Source organism: Parablautia muri (assembly GCF_009917485.1).
Taxonomy (GTDB): domain Bacteria; phylum Bacillota; class Clostridia; order Lachnospirales; family Lachnospiraceae; genus Suilimivivens; species Suilimivivens muri.
The window spans coordinates 1-16,833 of record NZ_QZDT01000044.1 but is presented as its reverse complement, the minus strand read 5'-3'; the positions used below and the strand labels follow the sequence as shown (position 1 = coordinate 16,833).

The window sequence follows — 16,833 nt, the reverse complement described above, 5'->3', positions numbered from 1 at the left end:
TTATTCAACATTTGAACAACTGTTCATATGTTTATATTAAAGGAAGGGTTGAACTTTGTCAACCCTTTTTATTCATTTTATTAAATTTGGAATATCTACTGAAGAAACGCATACTACATATTGATGATAAGCCGTAGCTTTTGAATATGGTTTTTCTATTCTGTATGATTTTATTGCAAGCTTACCTAAAAACATACTTATTATTTTAGCCGTGGATACCGTTTTGATCTTCCTATTCGGAAATCATGCACTCTCAACCCCGCATTTACTGCAAATATCTTTTAGGCAGCATTTATCACAATAAGGCTTTGTCCTTGCCGTACACACTTCTCTCCCATGATAAACAAGCCGGTGGCAAAAATCGCTGCCCTCCTCGGGCGGAATGATTTTCCACAACGCCATCTCCACTTTCTTAGGCTCCTTAATTCCATCCACAAGTCCCATCCTGTTTACCAGTCGGATGCAATGGGTATCCGTCACAATTGCAGGTTTTCCAAACACATCACCCATAATCAGATTCGCACTTTTACGTCCCACTCCCGGAAGCTTAAGAAGTGCATCAAACGCATCGGGAACCTTCCCCTGGTATTCGTCTCTTAGGATTTTCATACAGGCACTGATATCTCTTGCCTTGCTCCTGCCTAACCCACAGGGTTTCACAATTTTTTCTATTTCTTCTACTGACGCTTCTGCAAGTGCATTTACATCCGGGAATCTTGCGTACAGATCCTGTACCACCACATTTACCCTGGCATCCGTACACTGCGCCGCAAGACGTACGCTGACAAGCAGTTTCCACGCCTGGTTATAGTCAAGGGTGCACCCGGCGTCCGGATATTCTTTCTTTAGTCTGTCTATAATTTCAAGGGCTAATTTTTCTTTTGTCATTTTCGCACTTTTATCCTTCCTGTTTTCTATCTTCATTATATAAGATAAGGCAGGGGATTTCAAGCACACCTCTATCCCACTGTTGCAACTCATCTGGGGGCGATTATATCTTCAAATCCAGATTTGCACCTACCTGTGGCTGTCCTTTTACAGTGGCTTTACTGCCTGCTTCTTCTTCCTGGGCGGCTTCAATGATTGTCCGGATATCTGTGTCATTTAGATAAATCGTTCCGTCTTTGGAATCAGCCATTTTTTCTTTTAAAAGCCGCTCTGCTTTGTTCGGAGCTGCTGCTCCATACTCTGCCTTTTCTGTCTTATTTTCTTCTAATATTTCCCCTGATTTTTCTTTCTTTTCTGCTGCCTTTTCTTTCGTCTTCTCAATCAGTTTCTCTGAATTTTTCTTCCTTTCTTCCCGAAGCTTGTCGCTCATATTCAGCATAAAATCATTTCTAAGATAAGCCATAGAACGGAATTTCCCATTTTCATCTATGTAACAATGCTTATATACAACTGTCCAACCGCTGGCTTTATTTACACTTTCCAACATATTCACCGCTGATTCAACGCCTTTGATCAGCTCCTTCATTTCTTTTTCCTTCTCCGGATCATTCTGCATCTTTTCCAAAAGCTGCGGATTGATTGTCAATGTTTTACCGCTTTTGGCTGTTGAAAAAGAATTCCCAATCTTAAGTTCCAGGCTTGGAACAAGTTTTGCCAGTTCGTTCACATAATCTGATGTGCTTCTTGACTTGCTGCTCCCTGCTGTTTCTGATGTGTTTTCTGTTTCCTTCCTTTTCGTACTGCCTGCCGCATTGCTTCCCACCATGCTCTGTGTCGCATAACTGCTGTAATTGTTTGTAATCTCCATTGCCATAATTTTCCCTCCTTGAGAATCAATTTATTTGAAATCCATTTCTTTTACACGAAATGCTCATAACATTTTAAGTAATCTAACATACCAATCGTCCATGATGCTTTCATATGGAATCCGCACTGCCTCATCCTCTGAATTGTTTTCGTAAGTACAGCTTTCTGCTACACCAGTTAAACCTGGCAGCTTATAAAATCCACCAAAAACAATCCATATTTCCCCTTCTACATTGTTTTTGATTAGGAACTTCTCAAAAGCCTCCCTTTTCACATAGACATACTCGTCATCATATGAAATCATCCTGCTTAATTCTTCAGTATCACATGAAACAACTTCATTTCCCCCATCATATTTACCGATCAGAATATCCCTGCTTTCATTGCTCCGTGCATAGGAATGTGTATGTACCGCCAGCAGCATGGCCGCAATCATCAGAAAAGCTGCAGCTGCCATGCCCATGCACAGTTTTTTCCGGTATGGATGGAAACTGACAATTTCACCCATCCTCCTTTTCATGTCTGCGAATTCCCTTTCCCCCACATAGGTAACGGCAAGCGGTGCAGCCTCTGATTCGGAGCGAAGCAGTTTCAGGGTTTTCAGCAATACCATTCCGTATTCATGTGCTGTCTTCCCGCTGTTCTGTATACACACCCTGTCGCATACGTCCTCCATATCCGCCCGGAAATGTTTCTGGAAAACTGTCAGTAACGGATTGATCCACAGCAGGCACCTGAGTATATCCCATGCAAAGCCAAACCATAAATGCCCTAACCGGATATGCGTCTGCTCGTGCTGTACAATAGTCTTTAGGTCTTCCACGCTGTAACTGTCTACCATCACTTTCGTCAGGACGATTTTCGGCTTTAGAAGCCCAACAGTAAATGGCGTGATGCTCATGTCTGTAACATAGACATGAACATTTTCAAACATAACTTTTTCCATTCCGGAAACAGCTCTTTGAAGGCGTATCCATTTTCCAAATATACAGATGGCAGCTATCAGAATACCCACCATATAAATGCGGTCAGCCCACAGCCATGAAGCCGTTACTGCCGTAATCCTCCATGTCGCCTTTCGTACAGCTTCATTTTCATAAAACATCTTCAATCTTCCAAGAAACGGAATAATCAGGAACAATGCCCACGGCATCCCCCTTAGAAACGTCCGTTTTGAAAAAAATATCTTTCGGAGCAACATCACAAGCTCGAGCAGCACGAAGGAAAATATCGCACACCGCACAAGCTGGGTAGTGTAATAAGCCATGCCAAAATTTATAAGGCTGGCTAATTGTCTCCAGTCGGGCATGTCCATCACTCCTTTTTATCTGAGGCTTCCGCATTATGCCCCTTGCTTTTCTCCAGAATCTCCTCCAGTTCCTTTATCTGCTCATCCGTCAGCACAAAGCTCTGCAGCAGTGCCGCCATTGCATTTGTCCCGCTGCCGGAAAAATAGCTGTCCACAAACTTCCTGCTTTTCTCCTTCACGCATTCCTCCTTCTGCTTTAGCACATAGTAGTGGTAAACCCTCGAATCATGCTCATCCACGGTGTATCCAAGGATATCCTTCTGGTTCAGGCGGTTCATCAGCACCCGTACCATCCTCATCGACATATTCACATTCCCCTGCATCCTTTTGTAAACCTCGGAAGATGTCAGCGGTATGCCGCTCGCCCAAAGAACTTCCATGATCTGCCATTCGCTCGGTGTAATCTCTTCCTTTGCCATATTTCCGTCTTCCTTTCGTTTTCTTTCATCACTTTATATATCGGTCAATTATTATTAATCATTAAGAATCGTTGACACTTTCTGAAATGATTTTTATCGCTGTAATATTATCCCAATGGCACCTCCGCCAGTATTTATCTCCTGTCTAACTTCTACTCCCGCCTTTTACCAAGTCCCTTTACGCATATAACAATCACAATTGCTGTAGCAATAAGAAATTCTGCAAAAAGTATCTCCTGACCACCTAATACATCAAGTTTAAAAAAGAAAAAATGCTCAATGAAACATACCGCAAAGAATACCAGATATACTGCAGCCGAATAACATCACACATCTAAAAACCTGTCGCTGTTTTTCTTCCCGGCCAAGCATCATCTGCTGCTGCTTTTCCAGCATTTCCGTTTTAACTGACAGGTCATCTATTTCCGATGACTTTAACAGATAATCAGTCGTGACATTAAAAATTGCACTCATTGCCACTATTTTTTCCAGTTCAGAAGTTGCCTGACCGCTTTCCCATTTTGAAATGGACTGCCTTGAAACATCAAGTTTTTCAGCAAGCTGCTCCTGTGTCATCGCATTGGCTTTCCGCAATGTAAGTAGTTTTTCCGAAAAATCCATAATATCCTGCCACCCTTCCCTAATTTAAGTATTGTCTGCCCAACGTCCTTGTTGCCACCCGGTAAAAAATATATTGGGCAGCAAAGAACATAAACGCCACTCCAAAACCACTGCGACTTGCCGAAGACTGATTCTGCTGTTCGCAAGCAGTACATACATAATAGAAATTGACGCCCCTAAAACAAGGGGAACAAAAAACAGCGTAGCCATCTCCTTGCGCAGCTCTCCCTGTAATTGGGCATAAGTATAACCGATGGAAAAAAGGTTCCTGTACTTTCTCTTTTCTTCCCTTATCTCCTGATTTATCCGTAACAAAATCAAGCTCACAAATGAAAACAGCAGCAGCATGACCGCCAGCAGAATCAGGACAGATACCACCAGTCTGTTTTGTGCCTGCAATTCAAGATTTTCTTCTTTTACCGTTATGACTGGACTGTTCTCCAGCAATCGATTATATACTGTTGACAGGCTGTCAGGACTGGATACAGATATGAAATATTTCATCTGGTCATATCTGACTTCCCTGACAATGTCCTCATAATCTTCGTCCACAATGATATAAGTACGCTGTGTCTGGTCTTCAATATTGTATACAATCTCCCATATTACCTTTACAACCGTTCTGGTATACACTTTATCACCCACCAAAAAGGGAACAGGGCCAGGAGGCTGAACCCCCCATTCAATTCCATTTTCTACCTGAGTTCCTATATCGTAGTAGTTTCGGTCAATCTGGCTCAAAACCACAATTTCACCACTTTGTAGCCCTAAGAGATTTCCGGTAAGATTATAATAGCTGCTTTCAGGCATCACATGAACCAAACGGTTAAATTCCTGTCCTTCCCATTGAATAGCAGCATCTAATGTCCGAACCAGGCGGGTATCTGCTAATAATGCACTTTCCTGTGTCTCAAAGTCCTGTATACTTTTCAGAGCATCACCATCAACTGCATCCATGTACACAGCAAAATCATAAGGCATTTCAAAGCTGTGGGCTCCATCATCAGTGGCCAGCGATACATCAATGTTCAGCATGAGCAATTCAAAGATGACAATGATGGTACAGGCAGTCAATAACTTTGCATACTTGTTATATGCCATTTTCATCTGCTTTGTGAAATACATCACCAACAGAGTTAACAGAAATGTGTCTTGTCCGGGCAATGGCATTTCTTCCCATTCCATTGCCCCGAAGCTCCAGTATGAGCTTCACATTGATTTTTTTGGCCATAATATTCGGCCTCCTTTCGTAGAATCGGAGACAATCTCTCCAAACATGATTCTACAGGAGACACTTGCGAATCGCTAAGCACAGACCATAAATTTTTGATTGGATCTATTCGTGTGACAGGTGGATCTATTCTGAGTACTGGTTATAAACTGGATCCCCTCACCTGACTGGTGGATCTCAAATGAATATCGATAGCTTTCTCAGAGCGAAATATTCTCTCCCCTCCTAATATTTCCACTATTGTCTATCATCCTCGTTTTTCCTCGCATATTATTTCCATTTTTCAAACGCTCTTAGTGTTAATACACTCCTCTTTTCCTCTTCACTTTTTCCCAGCCTATTGCTAATAATAATAGAATTCCTGCAAGAAGACTTGATAACAGAATGCTCCAAATCATACATGACAGACTGTAGCCAAATATCCTGTATATCTCATTGCCAATATAATAATGTGTAAAAGAAGTCATTCTTAATGGCATGAAATTTGCAAAATAATGGTTTACTTTCCATATATACATCTGGTCAAAGAGCAACAATGTAATCCAAAAAAGTACAAACACTACTGCACTGTTCATCATTTTGTCCATGACTACTGTAATCAGAATCAGCAGGCATACATCAAAGAAAAATGCAATAAATCCAACTGCAACATTAGCAAAAAACTGCTGTAGGTATGTCATATTAAAAATGGAAAAAAATGTTGTCATATTACTCTGAATATACTGCATCGCCCCATCTAAACCGAAAGGTATCATCCTAATTACAAAGAATAACGATATCCCCCCAAAGTATAAAACCGAACCTACTATAAATGCTGTCAGAATTCTAGCAGTATCAAGAGTTTTCTTACCATATCTGGTTGAACGGTACAGTTCTTTCATACTTACCTTTGTGTCACTTCCAAAAATTGGAAGCAATAAAACGGATATAAATATAATCAGCAACGGAACAAATGTACTCATATCTTTATTCAAGACTTTCCATCCTTCTGCATAATCAAAAGGAATCTCAGAAAGCTGACTAGCTTTCTGAAAAAAATATTCCTTCTCTTCCTGTGTATATTGGATGTATTGGTTTTCCTCCAACATATCCCGTATTCTCGATAAACGTGTTTGATAAAAACTGCCTATTTCCTCATCTGTCAATTCCTGTATTAATTTTCCCTCATAGTTTAACCTAACGATCTCATTCATACTGGTTTCATCAATATAGATGAACTCATCTTTCTCACGCATAAAGGATAACAGTTCCCTATCTATGGCTTTTCCCTGCTGATTTGTCCTTGCATAAGCAAGATTTTCTTGGAAAGTAACAATAGTCCCGTCTACGCTCGACACCATATATCGTCTTAGGGAAAGATATGTGCTGCAAGCAGAAAACAGGAACACAATTACCAAAAACAACAGAAACACTCTTTTACTTAAAATCCTTTTGCTTTCTATTTTTATAATTTCTATCATCTTTACCTCATTTCCGTGCATTAACACTATGTGCTGCCTTCTAATTCAAGCGGTACTTTTTATAAGAAAGCCGTAGAACCAGCCAGCAAACGGTTATATATGCTGCACTCAGTAAAAGGGCAATTACAAAGTAAGGTACTATCGCATTCCCAACAAACAGAAAATCTGTAAGCAAGGCACTCTCTTTAAACTGCAGAGGATTGAGCATTTTAATCTGGCTGTATGTGGATGCCTGCCGGAACATCAGAACCACCGCAATAATACCAAAAACAGTAGTAAGCTTTGCATTTTTCAACTTTATAGATAAGAGCATGACCAAATTTGCCATAACCAACGCTCCTGCCAGCCCACCAAAAAACACGATCAGCAGTGCAGTCCCAACACTAAAATTATGGAGACACTCAAACCAGAACGTCTGTGCAGATGCTCCTAAACCATGAAGACTGGCGTTCCCTCCATGTACCGCGATAAGCACCAAGACATAAATCATATAGAACACAACTGTAAACAGATTTCCTGCAATCCATCTTGCTTGCATATCCCTTTTTCTTCCACATATGGAAGATAATATCAACTCATCCATACCGTTTGTGCTATCTTTCGCATAGCATCCAGACAGGCAGAATGCAAGAATGATAAAAAAGACTGGGTATTCCATACCAAAATACCCAAACACATTAGCCCAGCCCATGTGGTAGGCAATCTGGAAGGGAGTCTTAATGTTCTGAATCTTCTGCTCCAAAACAGGAATCTGCTCCTCTGAATGAGGGAACAGCCCATTTTCTGCGTTCACATACAGGAGCTGTTCCAGTACTGCCTCCCTGTACTTCTGGTAAAAGCTTTCTTCTGAATCCAGAAAATCGTAATCCAGTCCTACCTTTTCATTTCCGTTAGACATATATAGACCATAATAGGCGTAATTGATCACATAATTGGACACGATATATTTCGTCATACCTCCGGTTCCTAAAAATCCCCGATTTTCAGCCAGATACGCCTTATCATAGCTGGAGTCGTATTTTTCAATCAATCCACGGATATATTTCCCATCCAGCACCCCTTCCAAGTCCTCTGAGACTTCTTTCAGCGCCCTGAAGGAAGCCAGCCCGTTTACCACATTTCCATCTGAATCTATAGTTCTGTATTGGAGATTCAATGTTACAATGGCAAAAAGCACAGTAAGGATACTTAATGCCACAAGAGAAACAATGGATATCCCATTACACATTTTTTTATATTCAAATCTAATTAAATCCTTCATTTTACCAGTCCTCCATTATTCCTTATAAGAACTGCCATGATGAATGACGCTCCATTCGCTACCTTTTCCATCTCTCACAAGAATCAGATACTGCCATGTTCCATTGTCACAGTATTCACAGACAAAAATATTCCCTGAATCATAGCCGTCTGCCACACCTTTATCCTCAGCCTCATATATTTCCGTAATCCTCGGATCAATACATGCATATACAACAGCATTTGTTTCCACAGTGATAGCAAGTGTCTCCGTTACATACTTTTTTGCAGTTTCATAAGCCTTGTTCAACTCTCTAGAATCAAAATTCTGCATGTAATTCGCTGTATCTGTTTGAAAACCATAGTTTTCAGCATTGGGCGCACCGTATCCTGCCACTCCGTTCCCCATTGCAACATTTGTCATACCCTCTCGTTCCGACCTGTACTGAGCAAGCCTTTCCTCCAAATCCCCATCTGTGTCATTCTGCTCCTGCTGTGATTCCTGTACAGGCTGCTGTGGTTCCGTCTGCACCTCGGACTGCTGCATCTCTGTTCCCTGACTTTCACCTTGCATTTCAGTTCCCTGGGGATCAGAGATAATGGTTTCCTTTTGTTCATCGTTTTCCTTTTCTGTTGGAATCGGTTCTGGCTGCAGTGCCTGCACTCCCAGTGTATCATCCTCCCCACCTGCACAAGCTGTAAGACCAATCATTATAATGCAAAACATGACTACTATAAAATTTCTTTTCATTTCTCTATTCCTCACTTTCCTCAAGAATGCCGCCAGCAAAAACATAATAGTCTTCTAAGTTTGGTTCCACCTCAGAGTTATCCACTCCAGAATACTCATCCCCCACATAACGCACCTGTACATCATTTCCCATCTGCTTCAAATGTATGATAGAACGTTCTTTCCGCAGTTGATGATATATTTCCCTACTGATAATGGTCTCCCATACTTTCCCTTGCACTGTCTGTACCAATCCATCAACATTCCCTGTTTCTACAATCTTTCCTTTTTTTACCACTAGAAGTTCATTGGCGATTGCCTCAATATCTGATACAATATGCGTAGACAACAAAACAACCTTATCCTTACCCATATCGCTTATGATATTAGAAAATCGGATACGCTCCTTTGGATCAAGCCCAGCAGTCGGTTCATCCAATATCAATATTTTAGGTTCATTGATAATTGCCTGGGCAATTCCAATTCTGCGCTTCATGCCACCTGAAAAAGTTTTCACTTTCTTATCTGCAACATCTGACAGATTTACAAATTCAAGAACTTCTGGTATCCGGGTTTTCAATTTCTCTTTTGATATACCTTTCAAAGTACCCATATATTCCAAGAACTCTCTCGCTGTAAAACCGGGATAAACACTATAATTCTGAGGCATATATCCTATTAAGTTCCGATATTCTTCATCCATTAGGAAAATGTCTGTCCCATCATACTTTATTGCCCCTTTTGTGGGAAAATCCACCGTAGCTATCATACGCATAAGTGTACTTTTTCCTGCGCCATTTTCTCCCAGCAATCCATAGGTTCCTTGATGCAAGGTAAAACTGACATCTTGTAACGCCTCCTTTGTTCTATAGGATTTATACAGATGTTCTATCTGCAATTCCATCTTTAAATCCATTCTCATACCTCCTTGTTCATATTTTCTCCGTCTAAAAACACTCAGACAGGATATATGTCTATCCTACCTGAGTGTTGTGTTATACTTTCGATAAAGTTGTGTTATAGTTGTAAATTACTTGCGTTAAAGTTGCAAATTATTTTGAGCTGAAGTTTGGTAATATTTCATAAGTAATCTCCATATATCCTTTATCAAATACTTCCTCAACATTATTGATTCCATTCTTCTGTATATCATAATACCCTTTTTCACTAAATGGAATATAATAATACTCCGCCAGCCCATATAACAGACTATCTTCCATTTCAAGAACCGCCTGTGTTCCATCTTTATTTACTACTATAGATTTTGCATCAATTTCTGTAAAACCTGCCATTTCTACAAAAAGACACAAATTTTCATATGGCATTTTCTCTGGTAAATCATCATACAGAGAAACTTTTGCTCTCCATACCTTCCCTGTAACTGCGTTCACATACATTACTATTTTCCTGCTTTGACCAGAAAATTCTACCGTCCAGAAACTATAATATGGTTCTAACTGTTTCCCTGTATTTCCTTTATGTTCTCCTACACCAAGCGTTGCTTTTGCGGAATACGGTAGCATTTCTGTTCCCTGTTCATTCCCTTTACTCACACCCATTTCCGCAATCCAATTCTCTCCTACTTGGATTGCATCTTCCATAGAAATCTGTCCTTGCACCGGATTATGTATAAGTTCTGTTTCTCGACTATTCCAGCATTTAATGACATCTGCTATTTGTTCTTCTGTAAGCATAAATTTGTCATGATAAGTATTTACACTTTCCTCATTTTCCTTCCATCCAGACCATGCCCTAACTGGGGACTCTACGACTGCTCTCCCGCTCTCAGTTAGCAACTGTGTCTCTCTGAACTGTAATATACCATTCATTCCCGCCATGCTGCCAAAAATAAAACAGAACGCAAGAAACAACATAAGGAAAATATATTTAACCGCTTTATTCATAGACGATTTCCTCCTGCAAAGGGAACGAAATACTAACCTCAGTTCCCATCTTTCCATCACTTTCTATCTTCATCTTTGCATTATGAATCTCTACAATTTTTGATACAAGAGCCATCCCCAGTCCTGCCCCATGCTGTTTCCTTGACCTTGACTTATCCACCATATAGAAAGCCTCCGTTATCTTTCCCAATTCTTCGAGTGGTATTCCCTTTCCATCATCTTTCATTACAATTCGATACTGATTACTTTCTTGTTTTCCACTCATCCAAAGATTTTTGCTATCGGCTTTCATGGCATTATCAGTCAGATTCAAAATTATTGTCTTAAAAAGATCATAATCCACTTTGATACACCCGTCCTCTATATCCATATGTAATACCCCTTCGGACTTTCTGCACACTAGCTCCATGCCTTGTTCCAGATTTTGAAACATCTCCTTTACAGACATCTTTTCAAGAACAAATTGCTGCTTGTCCAGCACAAATAAGTCCATCAGCTTTAATGACAATGACTCCAGTCTCATTCCCTCGTTCAGTATATATCCGGCAGCACTTTTCACTTCCTCTCTCAGAAGGTCACGCTGATATAGCATATCGGCATACCCAATTACAGATGTCAGTGGTGTTTTCAATTCATGTGCAAAATTCGCTGCAAAATCTTCCTTCTGCCTTGCCATATCTGACAACTTTGCAATCTTCTCCTCTACCTGCTCTGCCATTTGGTTAAAATTGGATGCTAATTCGCCGATTTCATCTTTTCCTTTCGTGTGAATCCTCCCGGAATACTCTCCTCCTGCAATGCGCTTTGCAACCTTCCCAACTTCCTTTATAGATGCTGTAATTGCCTTTGTCAGCAGGAAGATTACCGGAAAACTGATACATAGAAGCATCAAATATATCTTCTGAAAATAAGTGATCATACTTTTCTGGTTATTTATCGCGGAACTAATATCCGTCTGCGTAATCAAATACGTCTCTATATTACCCTGACTAACATAATCACATACAAAAATATAACTTTCTCCATCTTTTTCATAAATCTGATAAGATATTCTGTCATCCGCTCCTTCTTCAAAGAAAAGCTTTTCTGGCAACACTGCCATATTTGAAAATAGACACTCTCCATCTATTCCATATATAGCAACCGGAACCGTGAAATTATCTGCAAATGCTACATTTCCTGCTTTCTTCTCTGAAAAGAACTGCGGCTCTGAGTACATAATAGATTGCAAAATATATTTATTATACTGAAATCCTTGAAAAGCAAATTCTTTTTCCTGCTCTACAGCATTTTCATAGGAAAAACTAATCAACAAATATCCAGCAGCTTGAAATGCAATGCTGAATACTACCACAAAACACAGAAATATTTTATGAAATAATTTCATTGTTCCTCCTCCAAACGGTATCCTACCCTGAACACTGTCTTTATGTATTTTTCCCAGTTCAGTTTTCTTCTAAGCCGCTGAATATGAGAATCCAAAGTACGGGTATCTCCCATAAAAACCTCACCCCAGACCTTCTCGTACAACCTATCACGGTATAAGGCAACATTCTTGTTCTGAACTAACTCCACCAATAAATCAAATTCCTTTACTGTTAAATCCACCGTTACTCCATTCTTTCTTACTGTTCGTGAAACCATATCAATTTCCACATCTGCAAAAGTAAGCTTTCTGTTTATCTTACCATATCTTCTAAGTAATGCCTCCGCACGAGCTATCAATTCCCCCACTTGAAAAGGTTTTACAATATAATCATCAGCTCCAAGCTTTAAACCTGTAATACGTTCATCTACACTTCCTTTTGCTGTAATGAATATTACGGGTGTTCCAAGCGGTTTTACATATTCCAAAAGTTCATACCCATTTATCTCCGGCAGCATGATATCTAACAGAATCAGATCAAAAGTTTCTTTTTCGATATAATCTGCCCCTGCTTCTCCGTCATAAGCACAAATGCAACAGTAACCTTCTGCTGTTAAATTTACTTTTATTAAATTAGCTATTGCTTCTTCATCTTCTACTATTAATATTCTTTGCATCTATACAATCCTCCATTTTAATGATTATATCACGTACTTGTGACTTAGTTGTGTCATAGAAGGGTAAATAATTAAAATACCGACACACCCTCTGGGAGTGTCGAAGGTAGAGTAGTTACCCCGACTTTTTTGGTATCATGACTTTTTATCAAGAATGTTGTATTTTCGCCATTTCCTCGAAAAAAGGTCGTGATAATATGGGTGACTTTTCGTCCATTTATAAATTTTTTTAACGATGCAATGGCAGTAAAAAGTCGTAATAATCTTTTTGATAAACCATTCAAAATGCTTGATTTATTAAGGAATGCAAAGCAGGAGAACTCTTTTATAAGTAAAATCGCACTTTTTACACATTCGCTGAAAAAGTTATTCCGACTTTTTTACTGAAAACCTTTGAGTTTATCAGCTTTATCATCAAAGGTCGTGATAATAAAAAAGTCGTGATAACTATTCTTATCAAGAATTATTGACAATCGGAGCAAGCACTGCCTGTGGACGTCCACAGACAGTTTTTTTACAGATTTCCCACGAGTGGAAATCTGTAAAAATTGCTCATAAGGGGAAAATTCCCCTAACCCTTTGTGTTTCAAAATCTAAAAGACTTTGACATAAAAGAAAAGTGTACTACATGATATTTAGGATTCAAATACAATACACAATAACGAATGAAACACCCACACTTTGCATTTATGTACTCATAATATTTATCTTTTTTTATTACCTAATTTATTTCCTCATATAATTTGAAATATTTGTATCTGCCAAGCAAAAAAGCACCAAGAAACACAAAATATTTTACTGTCATCTCTCAGTGCTTATTTACTAATACAATACTTGATTCAGCAAACATTTTTCATCAAATTTGACCTTTTAATCTGCTATATTTTCTCATGACTCCACCTTTTTTCAGTTTACTCGGTATAAATATCAAATAGTTTTGCTGTTGCATTTTCATCTATTCCTATCTTTTTCAGATAAATTTCAAAATTACCATAATTATCTGAAATTGTTTGGAAAGATAGTTTCAGATGATTTTCCTTCGCCAAAAAATATTTTTTTGTTTCCTGTATGATAGCTTCATCAATATGCAATGACTGAAATTCTACAATCGTTTCCTCTATCCGTTTCTTTAAGTATTCATTTGTTATCAGGTAATCATTGATAATGCAGCCCATGTCAACACCCATACACATTAAAAATAAGGCAGCGGCAAATCCTGTACGGTCTTTCCCTGCGGTACAATGGAACAAAACAGTATCTTTGGGCTTATTGCTTTCCAACAGTATTTGGAAAAATTCATGGTATGCTTTTCGTGCGCTTTCTTCCAACACAAAATCCCGATATACTTTCTGCATTTGTTCCTTTTGTCTGAACAACAGTTCAATTAAACCGTCTTTACTTTGGAGCATATCTTTAATAAATTCTTCGTTGATTACGGGTATTCTTGTAGAGGAAAAAACAGGGAACAGGAAATATTCTGTGTCCGGCATTGGTTTATCCGGCTCGTTCTCCTGTTCTTCCACGCCCCTAAAATCAATCACTTTATTAACTCCCAATTCCTGTAATGTAATTTGGTCTGTTTCAGATAAATGATGTAAATGTGCAGAACGAAAAATTTTTCCATACTTTATCTGCTTTCCGTTTCCTGCTTGAAAACCGCCTAAATCACGGATATTCCCTACGCTCTGCAACTGTAAAACATGGATATTATTTATCATGTGTTTTCCCTCGCTTTCTATCTGCTATAAAATAAAAACCCAAATAAAGGATACAAAGGTATGTAACAGCAACAAACCAACCGCCCAAAATGTCCGTAAAATAATGTACTCTTAGATACATACGACTAATTGCTATACAAAAAGGCAGAATACATAAAAAAACAGTAACACAGTTCCTTAAAACATCCTTTTTTATTTTCGGAACAAAAAAAGCAATCAGCGTAACGGAAAGTACAATGGAAATTGAACTATGTCCGCTTACAAAGCTATATCCATCCGCAAATGTTAAATGAGTAACATTAGGACGAGGGCGCATAACAATGTTTTTTATAAAACCATTTATCAGATAGGTAAATAATACCAAAACACTGTATAGCAGCATTTCTTTCTGAAAACGGTAATCAAAATCATCAGTATTAAGATTAGGATAACGCCACCAATCGTGCCGAAAAATGTAAGGATATTCATTACCGCCGCCATATTTCTATTTGTGTGTTCTACCATAAACTGTAAAATCTTGGCATCAATTTCTTGCAGGAAAGGCAGGCTGTAATTTTTTGCATATCTATTTTTTCCTTTCATTTAACCGCCCCTTTCAAATATTTTCAGATACTTTATTCAGCAATTCTACATCTTCTTGAGACAGTCTAAAACTTTGTGCTTTTATGTTGCTCTGTGCCTGTTCTAATTTTGTTGCGCCGGGAATGGCAAATACTAATTCGCCTTGGGAATAAATAAGCCAGTTTAACGATATTTGGGCGGGCGTTTTTTGGTATTTTTCTCCCAGTTTATTTAAGGTATCAATTAACGGTCTTGTCCGTTCAATATTTTTCCGGCTGATACCAGAGTGAAAACGGCGTAACAGACTGATGTTATCTGTTGCAGCGGGGTCAGTGTGAAATCTTCCTGTCAGCATACCTTGTTGTAATGGAGAATATGCAATAATGGATATTCCTAATTCCTTTGCTGTTTCTATCACACCATTCTTTTCGGGTTTTCTGTGCAGGAGATTATATTTGACCTGATTGGAAGCAAGTCTTAATCCATATTCCCTAAGTAATTTGTCTGCTTTTCTCATTCCCTTTGCAGTAAAATTGCTAATCCCGACATTTTTAATAATACCTCTGTCAGCCAATTCAGCCATGTACCGTATCTGTTCTTTCAAAGTAGATAAAGAGGTTGGCTGATGTATCTGATACAAATCTATTACAGGCTTTTGCAGACAATTCAAACGCTGATTTATCGTCTTTGTAATTGTGTCTGCTGTCCTTAAAAGTGGAAACCATTTGTCCGCAATGTAAGGAATATCTGTCAATACCTTTTCTGTTTCCAGTTGCTTCAAGGCTTGTCCGATCAGCGTTTCAGAAATACCGTTTCCGTATATTTCCGCAGTATCAATCCAATTCATACCGTTTGTAAGAGAATATTGCAAAATCTCATACACTGTTTTGTCTGTGACGGTATTCCATGTACCGCCTTTGTTGCCAAACTGCCATGTACCAATTCCTAATGGGGAAAGCATAATATCCGATTGTCCTAAACGTCTTTTTATATTCAATTTCAATACTCCTTTCTTAATAGATGATATGTCATCTATTAGTTTTTGTCAAATGTAATGTTGACAGAATATACTTGAAATAGTAACATAAATGATGTGTAATCTACATAAAAGGAGAACAAAATGGATAATGGTACAAGATTTCGTTATATTTTCAGGAGTGCCGAAAAAGAGGCAATGAAAAAATTCAGTACTGCCCTTAGTTCCTTAAATGTGACACCCAATCAGAGTGAAGTATTGCTTGTATTATATGAGAATGAACCTGTTTCATTGAAAGAATTGGGAGAATTACTGATATGTGAACAAAAAAGCCCTAGCCGTTTAGTGCAAGGGCTTGTGGAAAAAGGGCTGATATATAAAGGAACATCACAATCAGACGCTCGGTATTCCGTCCTTTATTTGACAAAAGAGGGAAAAGAGATAGTCCCTAAAATCATTGAAAAGGAAAACGAATTTGATAAAGAGCTGGCGCAGTTTTTGGGAAAGAATATAGGGCTTGAGCAAATGATGTCTATCCTAAAAGAATATTTAAAGGGAACAAACAGTGAGAAGAAATTGAAAATGCGCTCTATTTGGGAATAACTGTCCGTTTCATTTCCTATCTTTTTAAATATAAGCTACATCAAACGGATTTTACAGTATTCCGAAAACCGGAACTCTTGAAGTTTATCTTTTTAACCTCAAGAATTCCGATAATCGGAGTTCTTGAAGTATGATTTTTGAACTTCTGGACTGAGGCTGTAAAAAATCTTGTGTCTATGGGGATTTAAGCTTTTCTGATAAGAGTTCGATATGTAAAATTTTGCTGTCTATTTTATGAATTTATTGTTGTCGAATGTTCTTTCT

The 16,833-nt window shown here is 38.7% G+C and carries 19 protein-coding genes; 1 reads left to right on the top strand and 18 read right to left on the bottom strand.

Annotation, left to right across the window (positions count from 1 at the left end; translation table 11 throughout):
* Nucleotides 1-243 precede the first annotated feature (243 nt).
* From D5281_RS18875 to D5281_RS18790, 18 genes are all read right to left on the bottom strand, one after another.
* Complete coding sequence (locus tag D5281_RS18875) at nt 244-888, bottom strand: endonuclease III domain-containing protein (RefSeq protein WP_160561629.1); 645 nt, start codon at nt 886-888, stop codon at nt 244-246.
* Between the two features lie 103 nt (nt 889-991).
* Nucleotides 992-1,762 (bottom strand): DUF6033 family protein, encoded by a 771-nt coding sequence (locus D5281_RS18870; RefSeq protein ID WP_160561628.1) that lies wholly within the window; start codon nt 1,760-1,762, stop codon nt 992-994.
* A 57-nt stretch (nt 1,763-1,819) separates the two neighbouring features.
* Nucleotides 1,820-3,064: a M56 family metallopeptidase gene (locus tag D5281_RS18865; protein ID WP_160561627.1), complete on the bottom strand. Its 1,245-nt coding sequence runs from the start codon at nt 3,062-3,064 to the stop codon at nt 1,820-1,822.
* A gap of 5 nt (nt 3,065-3,069) precedes the next feature.
* Nucleotides 3,070-3,483 carry a BlaI/MecI/CopY family transcriptional regulator gene (locus D5281_RS18860; RefSeq protein ID WP_160561626.1) on the bottom strand — a complete coding sequence of 138 codons (414 nt, stop codon included), beginning with the start codon at nt 3,481-3,483 and terminating at the stop codon, nt 3,070-3,072.
* A gap of 276 nt (nt 3,484-3,759) precedes the next feature.
* Nucleotides 3,760-4,104 (bottom strand): helix-turn-helix domain-containing protein, encoded by a 345-nt coding sequence (locus D5281_RS18855; RefSeq protein WP_330585153.1) that lies wholly within the window; start codon nt 4,102-4,104, stop codon nt 3,760-3,762.
* Nucleotides 4,105-4,128: 24 nt separating this feature from the next.
* Nucleotides 4,129-5,205, bottom strand: coding sequence for a hypothetical protein (locus D5281_RS18850; protein ID WP_160561625.1), 1,077 nt, complete (start codon nt 5,203-5,205; stop codon nt 4,129-4,131).
* Nucleotides 5,195-5,335, bottom strand: a complete 141-nt coding sequence (locus D5281_RS18845) for a hypothetical protein (RefSeq protein ID WP_160561624.1) — start codon at nt 5,333-5,335, stop codon at nt 5,195-5,197. The genes D5281_RS18850 and D5281_RS18845 overlap by 11 nt, the downstream gene beginning before the upstream one ends.
* 299 nt (nt 5,336-5,634) lie before the next feature.
* Entirely contained in the window at nt 5,635-6,795 is a 1,161-nt protein-coding gene (locus D5281_RS18840; protein WP_160561623.1) for a hypothetical protein, read from the bottom strand.
* 40 nt (nt 6,796-6,835) lie between these two features.
* A complete protein-coding gene (locus tag D5281_RS18835) occupies nt 6,836-8,056 on the bottom strand; it encodes a hypothetical protein (RefSeq protein WP_160561622.1) in 1,221 nt (406 codons plus the stop codon).
* 15 nt (nt 8,057-8,071) lie between these two features.
* Entirely contained in the window at nt 8,072-8,785 is a 714-nt protein-coding gene (locus tag D5281_RS18830; RefSeq protein WP_160561621.1) for a hypothetical protein, read from the bottom strand.
* A gap of 4 nt (nt 8,786-8,789) precedes the next feature.
* Complete coding sequence (locus D5281_RS18825; protein WP_277935460.1) at nt 8,790-9,680, bottom strand: ABC transporter ATP-binding protein; 891 nt, start codon at nt 9,678-9,680, stop codon at nt 8,790-8,792.
* 136 nt (nt 9,681-9,816) lie between these two features.
* The gene (locus D5281_RS18820) at nt 9,817-10,668 is read right to left on the bottom strand and encodes a hypothetical protein (protein WP_160561620.1); all 852 of its coding nucleotides are present in this window, start codon (nt 10,666-10,668) and stop codon (nt 9,817-9,819) included.
* A complete protein-coding gene (locus tag D5281_RS18815; RefSeq protein WP_160561619.1) occupies nt 10,661-12,055 on the bottom strand; it encodes a sensor histidine kinase in 1,395 nt (464 codons plus the stop codon). The genes D5281_RS18820 and D5281_RS18815 overlap by 8 nt, the downstream gene beginning before the upstream one ends.
* Entirely contained in the window at nt 12,052-12,711 is a 660-nt protein-coding gene (locus tag D5281_RS18810; protein WP_160561618.1) for a response regulator transcription factor, read from the bottom strand. Before D5281_RS18810 ends, D5281_RS18815 begins: the two co-directional genes overlap by 4 nt.
* Nucleotides 12,712-13,622: 911 nt before the next feature.
* On the bottom strand, nt 13,623-14,429 hold the full coding sequence (locus tag D5281_RS18805; protein ID WP_160561617.1) for a tyrosine-protein phosphatase: 807 nt from the start codon (nt 14,427-14,429) through the stop codon (nt 13,623-13,625).
* Nucleotides 14,419-14,811, bottom strand: a complete 393-nt coding sequence (locus D5281_RS27225) for a phosphatase PAP2 family protein (RefSeq protein WP_160561616.1) — start codon at nt 14,809-14,811, stop codon at nt 14,419-14,421. Before D5281_RS27225 ends, D5281_RS18805 begins: the two co-directional genes overlap by 11 nt.
* Entirely contained in the window at nt 14,772-15,011 is a 240-nt protein-coding gene (locus tag D5281_RS18795) for a hypothetical protein (protein ID WP_160561615.1), read from the bottom strand. Before D5281_RS18795 ends, D5281_RS27225 begins: the two co-directional genes overlap by 40 nt.
* Before the next feature lie 13 nt (nt 15,012-15,024).
* Nucleotides 15,025-15,987, bottom strand: a complete 963-nt coding sequence (locus D5281_RS18790) for an aldo/keto reductase (protein WP_160561614.1) — start codon at nt 15,985-15,987, stop codon at nt 15,025-15,027.
* A 123-nt stretch (nt 15,988-16,110) separates the two neighbouring features.
* Between D5281_RS18790 and D5281_RS18785 the strand changes: the two genes are divergently transcribed.
* Nucleotides 16,111-16,569, top strand: coding sequence for a MarR family winged helix-turn-helix transcriptional regulator (locus D5281_RS18785; RefSeq protein ID WP_160561613.1), 459 nt, complete (start codon nt 16,111-16,113; stop codon nt 16,567-16,569).
* Nucleotides 16,570-16,833: the final 264 nt, after the last annotated feature.